The organism is Sphingobacterium sp. (genome assembly GCF_032065005.1).
Lineage (GTDB): Bacteria > Bacteroidota > Bacteroidia > Sphingobacteriales > Sphingobacteriaceae > Sphingobacterium.
On sequence record NZ_DAMBMM010000003.1, the window covers coordinates 402,981 to 428,458 of the forward strand.

A 25,478-nucleotide genomic window follows, 5' to 3' on the forward strand; every position below is an offset into this window, starting at 1 on the left:
TCAAGTCCTAAAATTATTGGATCATCTTCAAGTATAACATGCACATATTCTTTAGCTTCTTCTTTGAATCTAGTTTTTACAATCCAAAATGCAGACACTCGCAAACACCCTGACATCTAATTTTGAAAGAATGTACATTATCTATATAAATTGACCTATTTACAAAGGCAGTGTTTAGATTTATTTTGGTTTATTAAATTTTTCTTTTAATGTGTCACAAATAACTTAATTGTTTGTTTATCATACATGAAGAAGGTTTCTATAGAGCCCCTAATTGCAACCGCAAATAGGTTTTTGGAATAGGGCCTTGAATTGAATAAAATACCATAGTTTGGAATAAATTGTCTGATCTAATTGGAGAGATATATATTTTGGGTGCATTTCCAAGTTTGTTAAGGACCCGTTCCTAAAATACCTGCATTTCTAAAGCGGGATTCATTTATTACAAGAATGCAGAAGAGTTGCTGTCAGTCCACCTAAACTCTCACCACTTTATGTATTTAAGAGCGCATACCACCTAATAAAAGTATTTTTTTCACTTTATGAGTGAATCATTTTTGTCACATGATCCTGTCACTACTTAGCCATAATGGAACGCTGGGATATATTTTTTGATAGGGTGACAAATTGGGATCTCTACATAATGAACAAAAAAAAATGGCCTTAACCTAAGTCAAAGCCAAACAATTATTAACAAATGGAGTACTTTTAAATTACGCGAACATTTGTGGCGTTCATTCCTTTCTGTCCGCGTTCAACATCAAAAATAACATCGTCATTTTCTCTAATGTTTTCCCTTAAGCCCGTACTGTGTACGAAAAGGTCCTGTCCGCCATCATTTGGTGAAATAAATCCAAAACCCTTGGTGTTGTTGAAAAACTTTACTTTTCCTTCTTGCATTGTAATAAAAATTAATTAAAAAATCTGTTGGGCCAGTGGCCGTTCCTTTTGAAACCTAACGTTTCAATAATCATTCTGTTGACAAGAAAAGGATGTTTGTTAAAGGAGGTTGAAGGAGTCCAATCTCAAATAGTTTCTGCATCGTTTTAGATGGTAACAAATTAGCAGCTGAAAATGCGAAACTAAAAAAGATAGATTAACTGATCGGTTTCAGAAAGCGTAGGCAGAGCCTGATTATAATCAAAGGTAACAAAAATTAATTATAATCCTAATTTTATTTTCTCATTGATTTAATAACCTTAAAATGCGAGTTAAATGCCGCCCAAAATGTTGGGTATTCATTGTATATCATCCCATACTCCATACATGTTGCTTTGACGATCCTGTTCAGTTCAGGATAATGGATATGGCTTACTTTCGGGAAAAGGTGATGCTCTACCTGGAAATTAAGCCCGCCCAACAACCATGTCAGGAATATACTGTCTGTTGCAAAGTTCGAAGTCGACTGGAGCTGGTGCACCATCCACTCGTCCTCCACCCTGTGGTTTTCAATGGTCTTGAAATCGGTAATTGACACGACATGGGCAAGTTGGAAGACCGTAGCCAAACATATCCCACATACCATACTTGCAACCAATAATCCTACGAGGGTAGGTATAAAACCCACAAAGATGATAGGTACGATAATAAAAACAACTAGGTGGAGTAACTTGCTGACCCAGAAAATTACCTTTTCCTTCTTGGGGATCAGAATTTTTGAAGAATGGAGACTTAACCTTTGCCTAAGGAACTTTTCATAATCCTGAAAAAAGATCCAAGCAAGATAAGAAATCGAATAGAGAAGAATAAAATAGAGATGCTGAAACCGATGGTGCTTCCTTATGGGCTGGTCGTGATGGATGCGCATGAATTTGATCTCGATATCATGGTCCTCGCCATCTATATTGGTATAGGTGTGATGGGCAATGTTGTGCTTCAGCTTCCAAAGGTAAATATTGCCTCCCAAAAGGTTCAGGGTGTAAGACAGTATGGAATTAATATGCTTGTTTTCCGAAAAGGTATTATGTCCTGCATCATGCATGATGTTAAATCCGATTGCGGCCAGATTTACACCCAATAACATGCAAAGAATGATTCCTATCAACCAATGTGGCTGGATAAATATTAATGTTATATATATCACTACTAAACTGGAAAGGAGCACAATCGCTTTAATCGTCAATTTTCGATTGCCGGTTTTTTTCAATTTATTTTGGATGAAGTAATCGTTGATTTTATACTTAAGTATATTGGAGAAGGAAGTTTTTCCTTTTGAGAATTTTATTTTGGTATTCATACTGTTGCGCTATACTATTTAGCTCCTGATTTTTTAACTAAAATATAAAAGTACCAATAATATAATTTAATTCTATCAAAAATAATTAAAATTTATTTACCAAAATATAAGAAATCAGGAACAAGTTTCAGGCTTGAGATAATTTCATGAACTCATTAAAAAGGATGAATTAGTAAATAGTTTTCCGTGGCAATTGTTTGTCCTAAAAACTTTACTTAAAAAGGATGGAAAAGTTTAAGACGCAGTTACTGAAAAATAATTATGTTTCTTGCGAAAATATGCACACTCGATTGAACTGCATATTCAAGAGAAGTCATTTAGACACACCCATGTTTCCCTATTCCCCAGGAACTAATAAATAACAGAAAGAAACTTGGCTGAAACCAAAATTGAGTTATAAGAGTATATTTTGAACGTCACGGAAGTTATCTATAGTTTCTTTATTACATTCTTTAATTGGCTATCGTTATCCTTTAGGACTTCTTCAACATATTTAATGGCCAATTCCAATGACTTATGATCCCTTATCCATTCAGCGTGTGTCAGCACGAATTTTTCAATGTCCAATTTCAAGAGCTTTTCCATAAAATTTGCTTTTTTTACTGGACAAATGGTAGGATGAATAGGTTCTGTTTAATTTCAAAAAACCTTATCCAGCTGCAGTCCTCCCAATTGGAATTCTAGGAAATTTTTAATCTGTTCTAAGGAGCCCTTTTATTAAAATTAATGGAAAACCAAATAATTGACGGATAAAGGTCTTAAGGTATATTTGATTTTTTAATTCATAATCTATATAATTATAATTCCTGGTCTTTTTTAAAACCATTATTAAAGACATTTGTTACTGACAGAGAGATATAAACATATGAAAATTATGTTTTTGTTTAATTAGGCTCCCCAGATCGTCAAGGTTTTGGGGATTTTTTTGTATATTGGATAATCATCTTTTAGCATGATGATTATCGTTTAGAGCCTCAATTGTATTTCAGCATTCGATTGGGGCTTTTTTTTCCGAAAAAACACCTGATTGGAAGGGTTTAAGGGCTAAATTAATTTATCTTCACCACATGATTCTTGAATTTTTGATTTTGTTAAGGAAACTTTACCATAGTGCCATGGAATCCCTTTAGTAGAAAGTTAATGCATATTTGTATGAGATTCATCAACAACTCATCATAAAGGCTTTTTTTTTGAGAAATTACTGTAGAATGAATTTATAAAATTTATTCATCAAATATTACAAGGAAAATAGTAGATTGAAATCCTTTAACATAACTTGGACAATTAGGGAAACACTGATCCTTTCCCTTATCTCATAATAGTTTTTTTAGGGCTTTGTCCAAAGCAAGTTTCATCCCAATTATTACCAATGCTACCATTAAATCACATAAAAGGTATTATGTTTGACAAAGATTTCAAGTTGTAATGCGTGAAAGTTAAAACTCACTTTATCCTAATGGATATTAACGATATCAAAAATGCACTTCTATGGATTACCATGGCCTTAATTAAATTAAATCGTCCTTAGAAAATCTAAGGACGATTTAATTTCAATTGTACAGTTAGGTGGATTACCATCCGGGATTTTGGCCAAGATCCGGATTTACAACTAAATCCGCATTTGATATTGGCTTCAAATATTTTTTATCATCAAACCTCCGATTCTCGTCTGCTCGCCAGATAATATGCCCTTTGGTTCCTTCAGTCAATTTCGCCGCTTTTCCATCAACAACAAAATAGGACACTCCTTGTTTTGGACTTGATGGTGTTTTGGTCACAAAGGATACATCAGGCGTTCCATTGCCATCTAGATCCATTTCTTGATCCATTCCCGGTACATAAATACCTTTCCATGGCATCTCCAATAAGGTTCCTTTTTTCCAACGCATCAGGTCATCATAACGTAAACCCTCATAAACCAATTCAATCCCTCTTTCTCTACGGACCTCCAACAAGTATTTATCAGAAATTTCCGGAAAATAAACCTGTTGCAAATAACGATCAACATCAGCAGGTGGTTTTGAACTGATTCCCGCACGCGCCCGCAACGCTCCAATGGTCTCATTCCACAGGGCAGCATCACCCGATAATTTACCCAATTCTGCTGATGCTTCCGCATAATTCAGTAAGATCTCCGCATATCGCATCATCGTAATGGAATTGTACCCCTCCGTTACACCATCTAATCGCTTGTCATCCAAACTGAATTTCATAATATGGTAACCCGTAAAGGTATACCCAAAATTCGCCGGTGCTGCAGATCCATCTGAACGTTTATAACCCAATCCGCGAACCGTCTGTGATAATCGTGGATCGCGATTCTTCATCTCATCTACGAATAATAGCTCGTCATATCCTACTTGATCTGTAAAACGGCTTCCATCCACATTCAAATAGGTGTTGACAAATTGTTTGTTCAATCCCCATCTCGCACCAAATGTCGCTGAATTAAATTTCCAGGTAATTTCATGCCATCTCTTTAAAGCATTGTTATAAACATTGGACCACATGACCTCTCCTGAAACGGGATTCTCACTCGTAAATAGGGTTCGGTAATCCTTGCTTGGATTGCCGGTACTGTATAAGGTATATTGCTTTGAATCCACAAGCTCCTTGGAAGCATTCAAGGACTCTGTCAACCATTTTTCTGCCGTATTGGTCAACTTGATCTCTGGATGATATTTGCGATAGGTCCCTTCGAATAAACAAATCCTGGATTTCATCCCCAAGGCTACCCATTTTGTCATCATGGAAGAGGTATTGTCTTTCTTATCACGAATATTGGTTACCGCATAATTCAAATCCGCAAGAACAGAATCCATTACCGCATGTCTGGGATCGCGACCCTTATATAATAACTCTTTATCTTCTGTTGCCAATGGCTTTGAATACCAAGGCACATCCCCATAGTCTTTGACCATATCAAAATAAAACATGGCTCTGAACAACCGGGCAACCCCTGAATAATGCTTCCTTGCTTCTTCTGGAATGGATGGGTTATCGTATTTACTTAAGAAATAATTGATATTCCGAAGTTTCGTCCAACTCCATGCCCCTTGATCAACAGCTGAGAAATTTCCCGAGATAAATTTCGGAGAATTATTCTTGGAGGTATATTCACCCATTTCATCCGCTTGCACAATGGATAAACCAGATGGGATAAATTGTTGATAGAAGGAATTTGCATAAAGCTGTAAATCAGCCTCTGTTGTGAAATAAGTGTTTGGAACTAATTTATCAAATGGCTCACGGTCCAAGAAATCCTTGCTACATGAAGTAAATGCCAGCGCAGCCAATCCTAATATACTATATTTAATTTTTGAGTTCATGATGGTAGAATTAGAATGTTACGTTAAGACCAAAAGTTGTTGTTTTTAATTGTGGATAGGCGTATCCCTCCCCTGAACCATTGGTTAATTCACCAATTGGCTTCTCTATAACTTCTGGGTCAAAATTCTCGGTATGTTTAAACAATCCTGAGAAAGTGAATAAGTTTTGCGCACTTGCAAAGACTTGTACATTGGCTAACTTAGTTTTCTGCAGCCATTTTTGTGGCACATTATAGTCAATGGTCAATGATTTTAATCGTAAATAAGAAGCATCTTGTAAATAACGGGTTTGCGGTGCTCCCAATGAACGGTCAGTACCCAAGGCGGTATAACCTCTATATCTAGGGAAATAAGCATCTGGATTTTCTTCTGACCACATATCCTCCATCATTTTGGTTGGCTGATATCCATAGGGTCTATTGTAAGGACCCCAGAACAATCCAGCTTCTGGTGAGAAATAATAATCACGCTTTGCAATCCCTTGGAAAAATGCCGATAATCCTATCCCATTCCATTTTCCGGATAAGGTAAACCCAAATTGGTAGCGTGCTGAATTATTACCAATAATGCGACGGTCTCCAGGATTATCTACTGTATTATCACCTGAGTTTATGACACCATCAACTTCTCCGTTTTGATTTGGTAAATCTGCAAATTTCAAATCTCCAGGTAACCAAACATTGTTGTTCGAGTTACGGATAAAACTTTGATCCGCATGGTTGGCAACATCTTCTTCTGAAGTAAAGAAACCTAAGGTTTCATAACCCCAAATCTCACCAATCTCCTGACCTACATAATAGTTGTTCAATAATTTTTTTGGATTGTTGAAGCGAGTAATATGGGATCTGCTATCCCATAAAGATCCATTGATTCCCCAGTTAAAAGGCTTTCCGGCCAATTCAAATTGATTATTGTAATTCACCGTCAATTCCCATCCTTTTGTCGATAAGTCCGCAAAGTTTCCATAAGGAACAGCGGCACCAAAAACATTTGGCAATGGCTCACCCACAGTAAACATATCGTAGGTCATCCGGTTATACCAATCGAAGGTAAAGTTCAAGGCATTATCGAAGAACCCTAAATCTGCACCCACGTTAAACGTTGTGGATCTCTCCCAGGTTAAACCGGATGGAATAACTCCTGGAATGGAGGTATAACTTGGTTGAACACCTCCTAGGATTACTCCGGTTTTAGCCACCGACATCTGTTCTAGATAACGGTATGGTACTACGTTTCCATTTCCTAATGAACCATAGGAAGCTCTGAACTTCAAATTACTAACCAATGGTTTTGCATCTTGGAAAAACGATTCATTGGAAACAACCCATCCCGCTGAAACCGAAGGAAAGAATCCAAATCGTTGGTCCTCAGGAAATTTCGAGGATCCATCATAACGACCGTTCAACTCAATCAGGTATTTACTATCGTAAGCGTAATTGAAACGGTAGAATAAACCTAAATATGCCCATTCATTACCACCTCCTGTAATATTAAAATTCAAGCCATCCATTAAGTTGAAATCCGGTTTGTTAGGTAAAATAATACCATCACGTTGTGAATTCAACTTTTTCAAGGTTTGAGTTTCTACGTTGTAACCTAATAAGGCATTGATATCATGCTTATCTGCAAATTTCTTGGTATAGTTTGCCGTTAAGTTCCCCGCAAGGTATTTTTTACGCTCGCCCAATTGTCTCAATAAGCTTCGACCAAAACGATCTATTACTCCCGGTGAATTACTATAGTTGATATAATTATTGGTTCTTTGCTCATCTTCCCAAGTTCTGGAATAGGTGAAATCTCCTTTTAGCGTCAGTCCGCTTACCGGTTTGATAATCACTCCTGCGGTATTTCTCAATACAGTATTATTCAGGTCTGAAGCATTGTTCCCTTCAATAAAGGATGCTATTCCGGTATATGCCGCTGAATGGGTATAGGTTCCATCAGGATTATAAATTACCGCCATGGGATATCCTTGGTGCTCAAACTGCCTCCAGATATTGCCATCACCATCTGCAAACATCGGATAGTGATAATCATAACTGCTGATTTCTGTATTGTTCTGGAAGGTCAACCAATCTGTAACTTTGACATCTCCTTTTCCACGGATATTGTACTTGTTAAACTTGTCTGGATTAAAATTGAACAAACCTCCTTGGTGAAAATATCGGCCAGATAGGAAATATGATGCTTTTTCTCCTCCTCCGGATACGCTCATCGCCTGTTCGGTACTTGGCATATTTTCTCTATACACCATATTGTACCAATCGGTATTTCCAAAATACTCATAACGATTCGTCGCCTTATTGAAAACAACTTCCTCGCCTCCAGGATTCTCGGAATGCTGTTTCAAAGCTTCCAAATACTCCAATGAGAATGGATAAATGTTATTTACGGAAATTGGAGTTGATTTATAATCATACCAGGCATTAAAAGCTTCATTAAAATTCTTGGCCCATTCATAACCATTGGTCACCAATTTTGGTTCTACCACTCGGTTATTCATTGAAAAGTTAGAGTTTAAGGTTACTGTTGCTTTTCCGGCTTTCGGGTTTTTCGTGGTAATCAAGACCACCCCAAAAGCTGCTCTGGATCCATAAATTGCTGCCGATGAAGCATCTTTTAAAACCGTTACACTTTCGATATCATTCGGATTGATCATATTGGGATCTCCTTCAACCCCATCAATCAACACCAAAGCACTACCCCCAGCACCAATCGAGGTTGATCCACGCACATTGAAAGTTGCTCCGCGCGTCGGACTTCCATCCACCATCTTTAGGTTTAAGTTGGGAAGTGCTCCTTGCAACATCCTACTTAAACTTGCCGCAGGACGGTTTTCAAGGACCTCTGAGGTTACCTGTGAAACGGCCCCGGTCAAATTGATCTTCTTTTGGGTTCCGTACCCGACAACTACGATCTCTTCAAGATCGTTCTTGTTGTCCAGCTGTATAACCACATTGTTCAAATCACCAGAAACCTGTTGGGTTTTGGTAGTAAACCCGACAAATGAGACAACCAAAGTCACATTGGACTTACTACTTTCCAAGGTAAATTGACCATTTTTATCCGTCGCTGTAGCACGATTGGTGCCTTGAATTGCAACCGTCGCGCTTTCAATTGGATTTCCACTCCCATCAACTACCCTCCCCAAAATAGTTTGTTGAAAATCAACTGAATTCATTAACTCTGTCCTCAATTTTGAAGCCGAGCTTTGGATTGGTAAGGACAAAACAGTCCCCGCCAATAGAAATATTGGTATGTAAGATTTCATAAAATTAGAATTCGCTTTTTACTTTAAATTGATGTCAAATTGTAAATGCTTATCACTCCGAATAAATGTTGATATTATTTCATAGGTTAAATTCGATTGCCCTGCTTCGGCAGTCAAGATTTGAGTGGATTCTGGATATAAAACCAATCTCTTGGTGCCATTCCCTCCTTTTAATTCCAACTCAAAATATAAATCACTGTTGTTCTTAACTTCGTAATAATTGGTTCTTACCTTGGTCTTTGCATTGGTTTTCTCATGGTAAGCTGGAGAAACTGAAATCGATGCTTTTACTAGATCTCTAACATTTTCTTCCTTTCCAAACAGGTAGTTACTCGACCAAACTACCGTCCTACCAGCTTCCAATGCCTCGCGGATTCCGGCAGCTGTACGATCTTTCGCCATGACCAGTGTCATCGTTCTATGCACACCTTGCTTCTCGATGTTATAATCATGAGCAATCAGGTTATGGATATCCGTATTTCCAATAATGGTTAAATTACGGTCCAAAGCCCAATCCAATGCTTTCTTATGAAAACCTAAGCCATTTACAACCTCAATTCCATGCAGCTTTTTCTCTTGATACATCTTCTCAACAAAGTCAATCCATTCATAGGACCCTGGAATTGCAGTTGCTTTCCATCCGGGGTGATTCCAGAAAATAAATGCTTTTTGGGCGTAAGCCTTGTCGATTGCTTCCTGATCTAAATTGGAATTGTTATCTGATACCAAGTCGTCTGCATCTTGAATAAACAAAGCGTTAAAATGTCCTGGAGGCGTTTGTCTTGTCACTTCCGTTCCTTTGACCAAAACAATATTATTCTCCTTTGCCAGTTCAACAGCTAAATCATGCGAACGATTGTGATCTACCTTTACATCCGCACTGTGGGGATTATATTCCATATGCTCGGTATATGAAATAGCATCCAACCCTTCACGCCAGGCCTCTTGAATTCTCACATTTGGCCATACATGACCATCGGTAAATACCGTATGCATGTGAAAATCACATTTCAATACTTGAAAGCCATTGACATCGGGAATAGTTAGATTTTGCCGTTTTACTGGATATGCGAATTCTGTCAATCGCATAATGCCATCATCAGTCTGTGCTTGTAATAAGCTAACCGAAAAAAAGAAGATTCCAATTAAGGATAATTTCATTTTCATAGTTCACACTATTAGGTTGATTTATAACGGCAAAAATAATTAAGGTTTGTTAACACAATATTAAGAATATGTTTTCGATTAATTAATAAAAAAAAAGAATTTTAAACAAAAAAGTGAATTTTTAAAGCATTTAATCAATAAATAAAAATAAAACTTAATTGTTTTTTATTTACAATCATAAATTGAATTTAACTATTACCGATAAATCGAAATAATCAGCATTAAGGAAGAAAAAGAATTAGGACATTTTTCCGTACAGATAAATTATATCTGTTAGAATTTTAGGAGGAGTTAAATATGGTTTTTAATAAATACCAATCCATAGGGATTTATTAACCCAAATAAAAGAAAGATACTCTTTCCAATATTTTATATCAATATAGCTTGGTAAATGCAAGCCAACTCCTTGAAAATATCTATTTAATTATGCTATTTTTTTTTTGTAGTATTGAGATAGGTCAAAATAGGTTGACTCCACAACTACCGTTGTGTCATATTCAAGAAAAATACTAAACATATTTCCGAGAGTTATGTTCAAGAGTTCATTGGTATCTTCAATATAGTCTGGAGTGGTGATTTTCCTAACGGATTTATGCAGTACATTCAAATTTTCAAATTTATAAGCTTTAAAAAATACTTTAAATAATTAGTTAACTGAGCTAAAGCAAATATTATTTCACAACGAAGGGATATTTTTAAAAATTTATTCTAAAAAAAGAGTATTTTATCCGATATTGTTCAGGATTTGTTAAACCGAATAACTTTAAGATATACAGTATTTTAACCAACATCGATTAATTGATACTGTAATTGCTATAATTCTTATATAATGGGATGTATTAATGACGTTAAAGTAACTTGGTTTAAAAAATAATTAAATTTTGCATTAAATATAGATTGTGGAACCATCTTACTGGAAAAAGATAATTGAGGAATTAAAAACTTCCTACAAGAAATTTGAAAGGGTTTATATTGATGAAATTGAAGAGGAGGATTATAAAGATCCGCTCACATCAATCATATTTGATTTTTTCAAAATATCGTTTACGGTTATGTTGATGATTCTAGCATTTTTATTGTCATAGGAAGGAATAAAGCATGAGTACCAAACCAACTATTGATTTCTTAACCAGGGTTAAGGAAATGTTAAAAAAGATTGAAACACTGTTAAAAGAGGGTGCTAATTTAGAGCCAGAAAGTAGGTTTATTAGAAGATTATTTTACCTTTTTGAAATAGTTACCATTTTTGCGATGTTTTCTTGCTTTTTCTTCTATTTAAATGTAGTATTTAGAGCTGAATAGGATTGATTATCATAAATATGATATTTTATCAATGAGTAATTGGAAATCCTAAAATTGCTAACAATTTAAAGCACATTTGATTGCAAATAAAATCCCCCATTATTGAAATGCTAAAAATCACTGTTTGATTCCACCAGTTAACGCCAAATACTTGGTACCTTTCTCTAAAACTTACTGCATACAATGATAGTTCCTTTTACGTTTTAAAAAAGATATTCAAATTTAACTTCAAGATAAAAACACAAAGTCTTCAGGCTTATTGGAAAAAGTGAATTGGTTAACATAAAAAAGTGACAACCTTTATTCAAGATTAAAAATCCGATAGTAAAAAATAACGGTTGGTCCCTGGCCATGCGCCGCCCAGAAACATTTTTATCTTCTCCTCGCCTACTTGGATTAATGCCTAGCTCCGTGAAGATAACACATATAGTTTTTTGAAATGGAAAATTTCCCAGCAATTCAGCCTTGTTTGCCGAACTCAAAAATCAACATTTCATTTTAATTGTCTTCATCATTATATACTTTATGAATAATCAACAATTGAAAGGGCCTGAGGGACCATTCCTTCCAGTACTAAATATTAAGATACACTATAAATCTTAATGTTCGGCTTGCCCTTTATGTATGGTTTCAGGGAGGTAACCACATTTTTTTTAAAAAGGTTGCTCATCAGGTATTCCTGAGCATCTTCTACACACTCAAAACCGTGCAACAGCTGCACATCGTCGATATGGTATAATAGTTCTTTCGACAGAGCACCTTTTATTGTCTCTAGAAAGGGTTGTTTATACAGGCAATAAACTGCCGCTGCACCCGCTAAATCCATACCGACAATCGTAAGTGTAATCACTAAATATGCCTTTGCCATAGGTGTAAAATTTTGTTTAACAAAAGTCTTTGATTTACAACTTTTAAACAATGTGCAAATAGGAAAACAAATGGTAATTTTAAGAAATGGACTTTCTAAACTCTTTCGGTGAAACACCTGTATATTTTTTAAAATATTTTACAAAATAAGAGGCATCTTCAAAGCCTAAACGGTAAGCCACCTGATTGACATTGGAGTTGGAATACAATAATAGACGCTGAGCTTCCAATATAATTCGCTCCTGAACCATTTGGGAAGGAGTTTTATGGAGCTGTTGGTGGGTGAGGTCGGACAGACTCCTCGAAGAGATATGCAATGAACTGGCATACTCGGCAATGGTATATCCTTTTTTATAGTTTTCGTCTATCAGCTTGATGAACCTCATAAGCACCAATCTTTTATCGTTGAAAGTTGGAGACCAGGCCTCAGATCCCTGTTCAAAAATGTTCTTCTTGCGCTGTACCTGAATAAGGAATGATTTGAGGTAGCTGCCCAAAATCAATTCCTTGCCAAATGTTTCTTCATTGTTCAATTCATCCTTTATCTGTGAAACATACCTATCCAAGGTATCGACCATCCCCGTACTGACGTTTAAAGAGGATTGATGGAGGGAATTATTAAATAAATTGAAATGCAGGAAAAAATCTAATGGGCTTTGTTCCTGTAACAGGAATAACCGGTTAAAATGAAATAGCACACCTTCATAATCGTAATTTTCATCAAAGTAATGCACCTGATTGGGTCCAACGAAAAAAATCGAATTATCAAAAACATCGTAGGTCTTGAAATCGACATAATGTTTCCCTTTTCCTTTTTTAAACCATATGACCTGATAAAAGCTGTGAATGTGCGGTCTTACTACTTGGCATTGATTTTCCATTAAATGTGCCTTCAGATCATATAAAGCAAACTGTGGACATTCAGGCTTGTGCCTATTTAGATGATATTCATTGATTATGTTCGACTTTTCTTTTGCCATAGACACTCAACTGAGAACACTGTACCTTTTTGCTAATTTACAAATTTGGTGTATACTCCAAATCCACCAGTATATAGATTCGCTTTTTTTTCCTATATGTTCCATTATTTTTCCGATTTGTCCACTGATATCAAAGAGATAAAAATGGAAATTTGAAGGTTAAAATCAAAAACGGTTCCATAAGATGAATGAAAAGCAACGTATTGTTATCATAGGAGGTGGATTGAGTGGGTTAACTTTGGCTTACCTGCTAACAAAAAGGAATATAGATTTCATTATTTTGGAAGCATCTTCCAGACTTGGCGGAAGGATACAGACCGTCACAGGAACCTTACGGACTCCTTTGGAATTGGGCGCAACCTGGTTCTCCGACATGCATTCGAATCTTCTGTTTTTAATAAATGAATTGGGACTCCGAAAATACCCACAGTTCTCAAAAGGTTTAACATTGTTTCAGACCAAATCGTTTGAACCACCACAGAAATTCTATATCCCCGAGGCTGAAAAACCATCTTACCGTTTAACCGGGGGCACGCAAATGTTGATCGATACTTTGGAAGCTAAGCTACCCCAAGACCGTATTTTTTTGAATTGTAAGATCAGATCGATAAAACAAACAGAGGAAGGTATGATGCTTGAAAATGATATGGGCAAAGAAATAGAGGCTGACAAAGTCATCCTGTGCATTCCTCCACAGTTAGTATCTAATATAATGTTTTCACCATTGTTACCTGAAGAACTCACGGCCCTTCTTCCCAACGTACAAACCTGGATGGCAGGATCAATAAAGTTCACATTGGAATATGGCCAACCTTTTTGGCGGAGCCAGGGTTATTCAGGAATGCTGTACAGCCATGCAGGTATCATTACTGAAATGTACGACCATACCAATTTTGAAGAGGATAGATTTGGCTTTACGGGTTTTCTAAACACAGGGGCTTCAGCTTACATGCCCAAAGTGAGAAAAGGGCTTGTTTTACAACAATTAGGCGAATTGATTGGGAAAAAGGCACTCACCCCAACTGCTTATTTTGATAAGGTCTGGTCAGATGAATTTATATTGACTGGTAATCTGACAATCCAACGTCCGCATCAAGATAACGGGCATCCGCTGTTACATCACAGTTATATGAAGGGTAATTTGTACCTCGCAGCAAGTGAAACGGCAACCCAATATCCCGGTTATATGGAGGGGGCGGTTATTGCGGCTCGATCAGTATCCGAAAAACTGATTGAATTTATAACCTAGCGATTTTTGATCATTAATTAAAATATCTATTCAAAGTTTCAGTGAAACGTTTGATAGGGAACTCTTTTCAGTAACCAACCAAATTACACCATTAAATTTAATGTGAATCCGCACAGCAAAGTTTTATAGAAAATAATATCCTTATCAAAAAATGTCTTGGTTCATTAATTGGTGGTTATTTCAAGTATCGTCGTCCGAAAATCATATCGTTTTATTTTTATTTGAAGAAATCTGGTCATGAAAGAAAAAAAATCCTAAATGTTTTATGTATTGAAAGAATTTATCCTAGGGATGAATAATGTTACAGCAGAAATGTTGTTCGCCAGCCAACAAACATTCTGCTATTTTTTGCTTTAAGTAGCAATTAAACAAAAATATAACCAAAGAATTATACAGTCATACTTGCCTTTAACCAAATTACTATATATTTGCGAACCATACTTAAATCATCATATGAAACTTCTATTAGTTCATTTATTTATTCTATATCCCTTTGTGGTTTTGGGCCAATCCGAAACCTCAAACATTATTATGAAAACGGAGTACGGATCAAAGAATAAAGAATTGAGAGAACTCTTGCGTTTTGAAAATATTGACCATTATAATGTGGTATTCTCTGGGAAAGAGCTAAAGGGAAGAAATTTTTCCTTGATTTCAAAAACATATTTGGATGGTGTTAACACAAATATAGATACGATCGTGAACTCTAAGCAGACCGGAGATCCGAGGATCGCCTCTGATAGTCTCAGTTTTTCAGTTACCGGAAAGAAGATGGAGGGAAGGCTTAAGGTATTTTTTAAATTCCAAGGCCAAGGAAATGAAAGGTATTTTGAGGCTATTCAGTCTGATGATTATTCTATGCGTGACATTGGCGTGGATTGGAAAATAAAAGTAGGTGATCCATTCCCTGCTTTTGCATATATTTTACCCTATGAAAGAAATGGCCAAAAGATGTACTGTGAAGTGGATAAACACGGAAAAGATATAAACTCATGGGGAGCAAAATTTGGTATTAAGCATTATATAATCTTTGAGATTAAATTTGATTAAAATTTCTAAAAAGTATAACCTCATTAGCAAGATCTAGCAAGCTACAGAATTCAATAATGTTTATTTCGCAATTCATCAGTATTACCACTGAACTGAATTCTTACTTACATAAGGAATAACATGTGAAATTTAACGATATAAAACATCTCCTCAACCCAAGGTCTTGTTTTCCTGTTCATATGCTTAGATTTTATGAGTAAACCTTTTCAGTTCGATTTTGAACTCTATTTAGACCGTGGTGGCAGTGGTAATTTTACAAATCGCTTCAATCAATACTTTTCTCTTTTAAACCTGATGGACACGCAAAGAATGGTCCTAATCCCTATTCATTTCCAATCTCCTTCAAATGATTGATCTATTAGACCTTAACCAATGATAAGCGATTGTAGAAAGATCAATCAAAGGAAAATAGTATGCCAAACATAATAAAATTTGAACTTTTTTCATACATAGTACAGAAACTTTAGTCTTTAAATTTCTTTAATACAATTTATACATTCGAATATGAATAAAGTTATTGATGGATCATGGCCGTGGATGATTCCAGATTTCAAAAACTTAATAATATTCACATATTATAATAGTTTCACTTTGATAAAAAAATAAGTAAAAACTTATTTATATTTAAATGTTCATAAAGTAACATTGTTCAAATATTAAAAGCCCTGATTTGAATTTTCAGGGTTTTTACTTATATTTAAGTTCTCTTTGTACAACCATTAAAGGAAAATCAAAAAAAACCTAACGGATTAGCCTCATGTTAGGTTTTTTTATTTTCCGATCTAAATTACCAAAAATGATTCCACTGTTTCATTTTAAAACTTATATTAAACGGATGTGGGAATAAATGGTTTTGTATTTTTCAAGGATTTGCTTATCCGACCGCGATCAATACACTGTATTATTAAATATTGGTTTTGAATTGTAATCCTAATAAAATTCCTAAAATATCATCATTTACCTCTTGAATTGATTTGCTGAAAGCGAATTTTTGATATGCACAAATAATTCTATTCCTTACTCTTCAGATTGTTTTAATTTTCTTTCCTTTTTAGGGTAATTTGAAAATGATTTTTTTCGTATCCAATATAAAATATTCCCGATTTTCCTGTTTTTTTAATCTCAAAATTGAAATTTTGAATATTCCCAATACCTTTTTGGGAATAGGTTATCCAATAGATGTTCGCTCGTAATTTTCTTGAATTGAATTGCAGGATTTTATACAATCATTAATTATGAATAAACCATAATATCCCAAAACACAAGTCATATACAATAAGAATCCTGTGATTATTCCTATTAGTTTTCAAAAATCACAGAATTGTATTTGAGATATATTTACCTGAGAGAAATTATCCTTTAAAAACAACTTATCCTAGTATTCAGCTTGTTCAATATATTGGATTGGTATTATTAAGGTTTTCTAATATTATTTTTGATTTTTCAAATGCTTGATCCATCAGAGAGTCTCTCATATCAATTTCCTTTCTCAATTGATCTGTTTTTTTTATCAGAAATACATTTAGTCCAATGGAAATCAGTAGAAAGAATAATAGTGCAAAGGCAGCAAAAATGAGGTTTTGTTTCATCCTAATATGCCACCAAATTAATATTTTTTCACTACTTGTCCAAAATAGTTATCGACATAGGCTCTCTTGATCAAAGACAAAAGTTAAAACTTTCCTTTCCATGTCCTCATAAGAATTAAATTTTTTCAACAGAAGCTAGATAAAACAATAATTATTTTCAAGGCTAATGGTGGTGACTCCACTTTACCACAATTTATTAAGTTTAAATGGATATGGAAACAAACGTCATTCTCATTCATTCACTAATTTGGAAAAATTGTTCAGGAAGGATTTCCCCACATTTGCTAACTTTATAATTTACAGATAACAAAATAAACGCCTTCCTTATCACGAAATTTCATTGCTCGGAATTCTGTATGCCGTGAAATTTCAATGATCATATTTTCAAGAACATTAGGATCCAAAATGCTATTTATTTCATTTGACCTGAACCTGAAATTTCTTTCTGCATATCTCTTCTCGTAGAATTCTGTAAGGAATTCTATTTTATCTTTTTTTGTTCCATTGACAAACATTTGGATGAAATTTAATTCAATTTTAAATAATAAAAACGATAATTACGCGCTTAATATTTGCTTAATTGTAAGATTAAATCCATTATAAGTATCCCCTAAATTTTAAAGAAAAATTTTCACTCGAAGATGAAATACGTGAGAAAAGAAATATTGTATTTAACAATAATCATAACGACTAAAAGCCAAAAAATGACATTCAAGGAATTTCCCAATGGACATTAAAATCAAATCCTATGTTAATCCTCATAATTTGTGACCAATTTTCTTGTAATTTATAAAACCTGTCGACAAATGGACAGAACTTGGTAAAAATTGATAAAAATTTAGAAATTAACCTCGTCACATTGCATAGAAGGTGTGTATACCGTCTGTTAGTTTAGGGTCTTTCCAAAGCGTCCATAAATAACTGCTCCGTTTGGATTCTATCAGTTTATTTCAATTTTACCTTCGAAATTCTTTTCCTAAAATTTCATGGATCTCTATTATTTTTTCTTTTCAAGGTCAATTTCTGAATAATTCACCCAATGGACCTCAATTGTTGAGATTTTTCTATTTGCAACATTCACATTACCGTGATTTATTTCCCATATTATTTGATACATTTATAAAAATGCTTTAAAAAGCGAATATTAAAATAAATTAGGTCCAGATCTTCCGCCGGAATGTTCTGGTTTTAAATTTATTCCATAATTTATGCACTTTTAATGTATCATAAAATGTAGTATGTTTTTTAGTTTGGCCCATTGGGAAAATTTCAATGGGCTTTTTTAGTTTCATTGCCTAATTTGATCTCTATTAAGGTTTTGTCCAGAAGCCTCCTCAATGTACAATATATTATTGGACTCTTTGATCTCTATTGTTTTTGCTTCTCTTAAATTGTCTTCCAAAAAATAGCTTGTTGATAATCATTCCCAATGAATTGGATGAATCCATTGGGATTTTTATGTGTACATCTGATCAGGGATCCCTTTTATTTTTAATCTTACAACAGACCCCTCTACTATATTCTAAAAGCTCAATGCCGTGGATACGGTTGTTTTTTTTCATTGGATGATTATTTCCGGTAACTATTTATTTTTAATTCTATTTACTCCAAATCTCTTCTATCATTTTGTTCTTAATATTTCCGTCGAAAATTTCAAGAAGGAATGAAAGAGAAAAATTCGTATTCTATATACTATTCGATAATGACAACAAAGTATTCATCCAAATATTAATTCACATTTCTATATGCCATTCATCACATTTTAATTTAGATAAAGGTTAATTAGATTTAAACAGACTGTCTTTTTTATTTTCCAGATTGGACAATCGGTATTTACTTTCTTTTAGTCTATTATTATATTTCAACCAGCTGAATAATTACCTATACGGACCATTCTTACGTAATATTCAGCTTCTGCAAAGCCCAATTATTAAAATCTCTTTATCAAGCCTAATTATTATATTACATATCGGTTTATTTACAATCCTGACTAGAACAAACGTTATTGCATGGGATATATATAATTGGTACCTTTAAGCTCCTTAATTCTACAATAATTGGTTTGTGCCCAATGGCGTCCCCCGCTATTGGGCATTGTTTTATTTATAAGTTAATTAGTAATTTTAAGTAACTCATAAAAGTCAGCACCTAATCTTCACAGTGGAGGGATCACCGCTGTTTTTTTGTTTCACCAAGATTTTTTTCAAGGAAAAAAACAGGTTACAGATTATCTCATAATATCACAGATAGTAAAATTAGATTTTTACCCAATAGCATTTCCCGCTATTGAATTTTATTTTTATTTGTTATCTTTAAGTATTAATTCTACAATAGATCGGTTTGTGCCCAACTGCTTTTGCTTTTGGGCTTTTTTATTCAAATTATTTCTCCTAGCTTTATTGTATAATCATAAATACATTTTATTATCAATCTTACCCAATGGAAAGGGACGTTCATTGGGTAATTTTGTTATATTTGACAAGTTCAATTTTTTACATTTGATCAAATAAGGCTAACCAATAACTTTTTCGTTATTGGTTTTTTTTAATTATTATCCTTAACTTAACCTTTGCAGTATGCAAACCTCTCATAGGTTTTTAATCTCAGGTGGCTCAGTGATTTTATTGCTGAGCTTTTTATTGCACTTAGGTCATGTAGGCTTTCTTCTCCCCTAACTTTATCCATATTCAAATGGTCATGAAAAAATTCTTGATTTCTAGTTCCAAACTATATGTGTTTATTGGCCTTTAATAAAGAAAATTAATAAAATTCATCTTTCTCCCTGCATTACACTTTCACAAATGTCCAGCTTATTCACAAAGAAAAAACACATATATTCTTAGTTAGGTAGAATCATGCGATAGTACATGCCGAGCACACCTAGCTATGGACTCCTCAAAAATGCTCTACTCCAAGGCTAACTTAAATTGCCCCATATTGAACTTGGCTGAAAAAAGAATTTTGCTTGGGCTGCTTGGCCGAAGGACGCCAACATTCATATTATAATTGATGATTTGAGATTCTATCTTTAACAACCACTAAGACCACAACCTATTGACGCTCCTTTTAATTGACTAAAATGATAATTTTAATTCGCGACAATGAAGATATAATTTTTATCTAAATCAAATCTTTAATTGCAATTTTCAACGTTTTTTAGTAAATCATGATAAATCCTCTATACAACCATTTAAAGGAAAATCAAGAAACCTGATGGGATATTTCCTATCAGGTTTCTTTGAGGTTAAGAAATCAAATGTCAATAGATTATTGGATAAACTTTACATTAGTTTCGCAAATTACCCTAATTAATAGGATGTGTTAATTATCAATTTGCTATAACCTCCTGAATAAGAAATTCGTTTGGGTATATTTCTGCTTGCAAAACATAATAAATTGTTCAACACGTATCCAATGTTAGACTAAAGTGAAAATAACTGCTTATCAATGACTGATATTATATAAGATTATCAAAATACTTAATAATCCCTATTTCCTCTAAGAAATAAACCTCTGGAACGACCTAAAGATTAAATCTACTATAAGCCGATCTATAGGTTAAAAGTCGAGCACCAGAATCCAATCATTTCCACGTCCTCTTGAAGGAGCAGAGAATTTGGCAATGCCATTTCCTTTCAACTTCTTTTTAGTCAACCAATTACCATTGCGTGGGTTGTACCAGACAGTCTCAATCTCAATTCGATCAAGTACGGGTAAATTCAAGATCACATCCGTACCATTGGGTAGATAAACCATAGCGAAATCATTGCCCGTTGAAGCAACTGTCCAATCAGTATCTGCTCCATCAGTATTCAGAATCAATTCTGGAAACGGTTTCATTTGGTTAGCTTTTCTCGAACCTAGGAGATTACGTGCATGGATGATATCCCAAGCCCCTGCTAGATCTAAATCGTCAGTCCAAAAACTTCTTGCAAAACCAACGGGTTCATTGGACTCATCACGCATTTGCCAGATCGAATGGCATCCGTATGTATAACCAAACCCACCAGAAAATATTGACCAGTATAGCGACTGCCTTACATCCACATCATCGAACCAACCTAATTCATTAGGGTTCCAGTTAACAGGATGATTTTCATACCGAGGTTCTGCATCCATGATAGGTTTTACAGGTACGCGATGATAATCAGGCACTAAAATTCGCCTATAAATTTCTGATGTGCGTTTGGCATGGCCAGTCTGAACCATATTAAAATCCAACCAATCCTCATTATGAAACCATTCAGCAGAACTTCGTTCACCTATTGGGTGATAGGTCATTAAATGTTCGTTATCCATCGATTTAATACCTTCCGCCATGGAGCACCAAATATCAAAGTTTTTCCCGCCACCAGACCTATCACCTCCCATTATCCATATAATGTTAGGGTGACTTTTGTATCTCTGGCCCAAAAATTCCCCATATTCAAAGGCATTTTTTTCAGTGAATATTTCTGGACCTATCCCCCATTTTTTATCAACCTTATCACCCCAAGTTGGTAGCAGACCAATAAAAAGCCCCTTTTCACATGCACGTTCCACAACCCAATCAATATGTTTAAAATAATTCTCGTTGGGGTGACTAGGATCTCTTCCTAAAAGAGGTACATTCCCCTCACTATTTGGAACAACCAATCCATCTAATTCCGCAAGAATTACCGCTTGAATTACCGTAAATCCTTTCTGTCGCCGATTTTCTAAATACGTTTCCGTACTTTTCTTATCAAGTCGATGAAATAATTCCCATGCAGTATCACCAAAATAGGGAAAATGGTCCCCATCTTCAAAGGCCAAAAATCTCCGGCTAGAATCTACTACTAATTTACCATGTGAGAAATCAACGGAAGGTCCATTCCATTTAATTTCTTGAGCGAAGATGGAAGGTAGTATCGATAAAGTTGATATAATGAAGACAAAATAGGTTTTCATGGTTTTCAAAATATATGTTTAATTCTAGCGGAAAAACTTTCTAATTCAAATAACGGTAAGATTCGTTTAAACACAACGTTGTTAATATTTATTATCTAAAGATTTTCTGAAGACTGTTAATGAAAATCCTTTGTTATTCGCACGAGGGTCATAAGTAAGCTAAATGCTGAAATCCTAAAAAAGTAGTTGGTTCAATTCCTCCATTTGACCAATTTTTAGTAATGAGCGTGAATTAAGACCATACAAGGGGGCTTCTTTTTTAGATATGTTACTTATATTAAATACCAGGAAAGTATTTGGAATCTGTCCCAGTACATTCAATTATCCCTTGCAATAGGCTTTTCCAAACCACCTTGAAAAAGGGATGATTTGGATTTCGATCATAATCCACCTGAGCTACATGGAGTTTACCATTTGCATCAGGGTTACTGTCGTTGATAAAGAATTTATTGGCAATAAATGATAAGATCCCTTTTTTACCTCTACCCTTACCTGGATCCTTAAGTAATTCAACTTTCAGATGGTCATATTCAAAATTGAATTCCCCCCAATTCTTGGTGTCATTTCCTTCCATGTCAAAGGTAATTGCTTTTAAATTGCCTTCCGTCAAACGAATGTTGAGAAGTGGTTCTAAGATTCTGTTATACCCTGAAACCTTCATGGCAGATAATTTGCCTGCATAAGAATAATTACCGATATCGCTTAGCATGTCAAAGGAAAATTGGACTTTCAGCTGACCTTGACCATAAACACTTCCTTGCAAATCGGCATTCATATTCCTATTTTTACGTAGGACAGATCCTACATTACTAACATTCTGAAATGTCCCGCTGATATTCTTGAAATCAATTTTCCCCTCTCTGAAATATTTGTCACTAATTTGCGCATAACTCAGATCAATGTGGCTAACCCTGACGCCCTTAATGGAAATGGGAACGCCGACCTCAAGTAATTGCTGAGCAGGAGATTGACCAATTTTAGAGACATTTTCCTTTTGGTATCGTTTATCTTTTGCTAGTTCAAATAGGCCACCTTTAACATGCATACTGTCAGCCTCAAAAATCTCTCCCAACAAAAGCTTTTGGCTATTTACACCAGTAATATGGATAGAATCGATTTTCATATCGATCCTTGGCTTATTGAGTTTATCCTGCTTGGCAAAATTCTCCAAATTTAAAGTAGGCTGAAGCGCTAAATTACCAATATTCATCATTCCGTCCTGAGAACTAAACCTGAAATCTTCTATTCTAAATTTATAGGGAGCTCTCTTCAAATCGGTAGTGAATTCTGGAATATGAATTGCAATGTCCTTTGCATATAAAATACGCATGCTGTCTTTGAGAGATTGTTCATCAAGCAAAAATTTCGTCACGGTCAGATTTGCCCCATTGACAGTAATTGAATTTCTCTTTTCATTATTTAGATTCACAAACTCCAAATCAATGGAATTCACCCGGAATTCATCTAGAGCAATGGACTTAAAACGATTTTTTATCCTATCATAAAGATTTTTCTCTGATTTATCCATGTTGTACGAACGACTCCTTAAAATAGCTTTACACTTTAATGAATCCAGCTCAATAGAACTTATTTGGATTCTCTTCTTTACCAAAATATCCCAAAGATTCAAGCCGCTTACTCTCAAACTATTTGTTCTTCCTTGAAATCTGGTGTTTGGAGCTTTCTTGGAGATGTCCAGATTCTTGTATATAATACTTTCGTGGACAAGCCTTACATCCTTCAAAGACAAATTACCACCAGCAATGTTTAGATCCAGATCGCTATATTTTATGCTGTAAAGACCTTTCGAATATTCGGCGATAGTATCCTCCAACCTTTTACCTAGCAAAGGTTTTAACTTATGAGAAACAAAATATGATCCGACCAACAACAATAAAACCAGAGTCGATAGAATAACGATGCTGATTTTCCAAATTTGCACTTTTTTTTTGTTCCTCATCAGATAAATAACAAGCTAAATGAGGATTTTGTTTGTGTTGCAAGTTGAGAGGTGCCTGTTTTTACAGAATTGGTACAGTTCTACCAAAATAATAATCCATGATTAGACGGTTGAAAATTTTCATCGTTATATTCATCAGCAGTAACCTCCTTGGTAAAACTATGGAGCCCCTAGAAAATGCGGAAAATGTCGGAGGTTGAACAATTCCGGATCTATTGGATAGCGACCCTAATTCTAAAAACCCAGACTCAATCAAAGAGCCTGGGGAGGTACTAATTATGTTTCCAAGGATAGAATAAAATGTTAAGTGTCTTCAAAAAAGGCAGGGGGATTAGGAATTAAAACATTCTCTTAATGCAATAGCTCCCTGTAACTAGAAATCAAACAGCAACTTATCAATTGGCGTAAATTCCGGTTTTGTCCAGATAAATTTCTTTTCTTCCATTTTGGAAAACCTCATTAATTGGAACGAAAACATCAATAAGATCCTCTCGATAACCTTCCAATAATAATTCTATACTTTCTGGACTAACCTTATACATCGTATAAATTGCATCATTGTCCAGAAAACTGATGTCAGATTTGAGCATGTTGACCTGAAAACTATTAAATAATTCATTTGCTGAATCCCTATCAACTTTGACAAGGTTTTGTGCTGCAAGATCATACCTCTCCATTTCTTTCTCTAATTTATCAGCATATTTTTCTGTTAGATATTTTAAATACAAATTTCTATCCCCACTTCGCAAAGCTTCATTTCTATAGGCAATTTTCTCCGGAGAGATTTCAAACTCGTATAGTTCAGGACGTTCTTTATAATGAAAATATTCGTTAAAAATTTTCAATCTTTCATCTAAGGTCATATGTTTTTCATTAATTTCTTGCTGCAAATTAAATAATATTAAATCAATATTATTGAAAATTATAGGATTGGAATAAGAAAACTTAATGAATTGTTCAAATTGGATCCCAAGAACCCATATAATCATTCATTTCGCTTTGATTAATGGTTGTTTTTCATTACAGAAGATTGGACGTTACTATATATAACGAAAGAAGGGGGATGATTTTTTAGCGTTAATTTCCCGCTATCTGTGATCGATAATAATTTTGATTTCTACTAATTCCATGCATTAGCGTTTATTAAAAGTTATTAGTCTATATTTCATTTTAATAACTATTTATGATTTAATAAACTGTAGCCCAAATTGAAACTCAAAATAAAAATTTGACTTATCTTTTATTTCAATAAGCATTCAATATTTTTATTCTAGGGTTAGGTTAAATATGAACCGCTTTAAAAAAAAGTCAGTTTGACCCTTTCCCATTTCAATGGTTTCTGGTAATTTATAAAATTTAGATAGTGTAAGATCAAGCACTTTAAAGTTACTACATAATACCAGAAAAATGGAGTGATGATTTATAGCATTTCAACAAAACTATAAGAATGCGTAAAATATCAATCAACTATCAGCTAGGTAGTCAACCGAAGGCCCCTCAATAAATATTATGTTATTTCTCAAACGACACTGGACTCTTAAAGATTCAT

The 25,478-nt window shown here is 34.6% G+C and carries 14 protein-coding genes; 3 read left to right on the top strand and 11 right to left on the bottom strand.

Going from position 1 to position 25,478, the window contains the following annotated elements:
- Positions 1–708 precede the first annotated feature (708 nt).
- From RT138_RS07045 to RT138_RS07070, 6 genes are all read right to left on the bottom strand, one after another.
- Complete coding sequence (locus tag RT138_RS07045; protein ID WP_185211786.1) at positions 709–900, bottom strand: cold-shock protein; 192 nt, start codon at positions 898–900, stop codon at positions 709–711.
- A gap of 274 nt (positions 901–1,174) precedes the next feature.
- A complete protein-coding gene (locus tag RT138_RS07050; RefSeq protein WP_185211785.1) occupies positions 1,175–2,236 on the bottom strand; it encodes a fatty acid desaturase family protein in 1,062 nt (353 codons plus the stop codon).
- A 429-nt stretch (positions 2,237–2,665) separates the two neighbouring features.
- Positions 2,666–2,821, bottom strand: coding sequence for a hypothetical protein (locus tag RT138_RS07055; RefSeq protein ID WP_157739439.1), 156 nt, complete (start codon positions 2,819–2,821; stop codon positions 2,666–2,668).
- A gap of 986 nt (positions 2,822–3,807) precedes the next feature.
- Positions 3,808–5,565, bottom strand: a complete 1,758-nt coding sequence (locus RT138_RS07060; RefSeq protein ID WP_185211784.1) for a RagB/SusD family nutrient uptake outer membrane protein — start codon at positions 5,563–5,565, stop codon at positions 3,808–3,810.
- A gap of 10 nt (positions 5,566–5,575) precedes the next feature.
- Complete coding sequence (locus RT138_RS07065) at positions 5,576–8,746, bottom strand: TonB-dependent receptor (RefSeq protein ID WP_313190110.1); 3,171 nt, start codon at positions 8,744–8,746, stop codon at positions 5,576–5,578.
- Between the two features lie 108 nt (positions 8,747–8,854).
- The gene (locus RT138_RS07070; protein ID WP_312696101.1) at positions 8,855–10,003 is read right to left on the bottom strand and encodes an Sb-PDE family phosphodiesterase; all 1,149 of its coding nucleotides are present in this window, start codon (positions 10,001–10,003) and stop codon (positions 8,855–8,857) included.
- A 1,098-nt stretch (positions 10,004–11,101) separates the two neighbouring features.
- Here RT138_RS07070 and RT138_RS07075 point away from each other — a divergent pair.
- Positions 11,102–11,305, top strand: a complete 204-nt coding sequence (locus RT138_RS07075) for a hypothetical protein (protein ID WP_185211781.1) — start codon at positions 11,102–11,104, stop codon at positions 11,303–11,305.
- Positions 11,306–11,885: 580 nt separating this feature from the next.
- Here RT138_RS07075 and RT138_RS07080 read toward each other — a convergent pair.
- Both RT138_RS07080 and RT138_RS07085 read right to left on the bottom strand, forming a co-directional pair.
- The gene (locus RT138_RS07080) at positions 11,886–12,173 is read right to left on the bottom strand and encodes a hypothetical protein (protein WP_185211780.1); all 288 of its coding nucleotides are present in this window, start codon (positions 12,171–12,173) and stop codon (positions 11,886–11,888) included.
- A 79-nt stretch (positions 12,174–12,252) separates the two neighbouring features.
- Complete coding sequence (locus RT138_RS07085; protein WP_185211779.1) at positions 12,253–13,152, bottom strand: AraC family transcriptional regulator; 900 nt, start codon at positions 13,150–13,152, stop codon at positions 12,253–12,255.
- Between the two features lie 184 nt (positions 13,153–13,336).
- On the opposite strand from RT138_RS07085, the gene RT138_RS07090 reads away from it, so the two are divergent.
- Entirely contained in the window at positions 13,337–14,401 is a 1,065-nt protein-coding gene (locus RT138_RS07090; protein ID WP_312696100.1) for an NAD(P)/FAD-dependent oxidoreductase, read from the top strand.
- 453 nt (positions 14,402–14,854) lie between these two features.
- Positions 14,855–15,451 carry a hypothetical protein gene (locus RT138_RS07095; RefSeq protein WP_093095673.1) on the top strand — a complete coding sequence of 199 codons (597 nt, stop codon included), beginning with the start codon at positions 14,855–14,857 and terminating at the stop codon, positions 15,449–15,451.
- 5,147 nt (positions 15,452–20,598) lie between these two features.
- Here RT138_RS07095 and RT138_RS07100 read toward each other — a convergent pair.
- The 3 genes from RT138_RS07100 to RT138_RS07110 form a co-directional block, all read right to left on the bottom strand.
- A complete protein-coding gene (locus RT138_RS07100) occupies positions 20,599–21,969 on the bottom strand; it encodes a glycoside hydrolase family 140 protein (protein WP_185211777.1) in 1,371 nt (456 codons plus the stop codon).
- 277 nt (positions 21,970–22,246) lie between these two features.
- Positions 22,247–23,911, bottom strand: a complete 1,665-nt coding sequence (locus RT138_RS07105) for a hypothetical protein (RefSeq protein ID WP_313190111.1) — start codon at positions 23,909–23,911, stop codon at positions 22,247–22,249.
- A gap of 413 nt (positions 23,912–24,324) precedes the next feature.
- The gene (locus tag RT138_RS07110; RefSeq protein ID WP_139185418.1) at positions 24,325–24,819 is read right to left on the bottom strand and encodes a hypothetical protein; all 495 of its coding nucleotides are present in this window, start codon (positions 24,817–24,819) and stop codon (positions 24,325–24,327) included.
- Between the last annotated feature and the right edge of the window lie 659 nt (positions 24,820–25,478).

Bases quoted from the DNA above. Each gene is read 5' to 3' on its own strand.
- RT138_RS07045 (WP_185211786.1), bottom strand. From the start codon at position 900: ATGCAAGAAGGAAAAGTAAAGTTTTTCAACAACACCAAGGGTTTTGGA.
- RT138_RS07050 (WP_185211785.1), bottom strand. From the start codon at position 2,236: ATGAATACCAAAATAAAATTCTCAAAAGGAAAAACTTCCTTCTCCAAT.
- RT138_RS07055 (WP_157739439.1), bottom strand. From the start codon at position 2,821: ATGGAAAAGCTCTTGAAATTGGACATTGAAAAATTCGTGCTGACACAC.
- RT138_RS07060 (WP_185211784.1), bottom strand. From the start codon at position 5,565: ATGAACTCAAAAATTAAATATAGTATATTAGGATTGGCTGCGCTGGCA.
- RT138_RS07065 (WP_313190110.1), bottom strand. From the start codon at position 8,746: ATGAATTCAGTTGATTTTCAACAAACTATTTTGGGGAGGGTAGTTGAT.
- RT138_RS07070 (WP_312696101.1), bottom strand. From the start codon at position 10,003: ATGAAAATGAAATTATCCTTAATTGGAATCTTCTTTTTTTCGGTTAGC.
- RT138_RS07075 (WP_185211781.1), top strand. From the start codon at position 11,102: ATGAGTACCAAACCAACTATTGATTTCTTAACCAGGGTTAAGGAAATG.
- RT138_RS07080 (WP_185211780.1), bottom strand. From the start codon at position 12,173: ATGGCAAAGGCATATTTAGTGATTACACTTACGATTGTCGGTATGGAT.
- RT138_RS07085 (WP_185211779.1), bottom strand. From the start codon at position 13,152: ATGGCAAAAGAAAAGTCGAACATAATCAATGAATATCATCTAAATAGG.
- RT138_RS07090 (WP_312696100.1), top strand. From the start codon at position 13,337: ATGAATGAAAAGCAACGTATTGTTATCATAGGAGGTGGATTGAGTGGG.
- RT138_RS07095 (WP_093095673.1), top strand. From the start codon at position 14,855: ATGAAACTTCTATTAGTTCATTTATTTATTCTATATCCCTTTGTGGTT.
- RT138_RS07100 (WP_185211777.1), bottom strand. From the start codon at position 21,969: ATGAAAACCTATTTTGTCTTCATTATATCAACTTTATCGATACTACCT.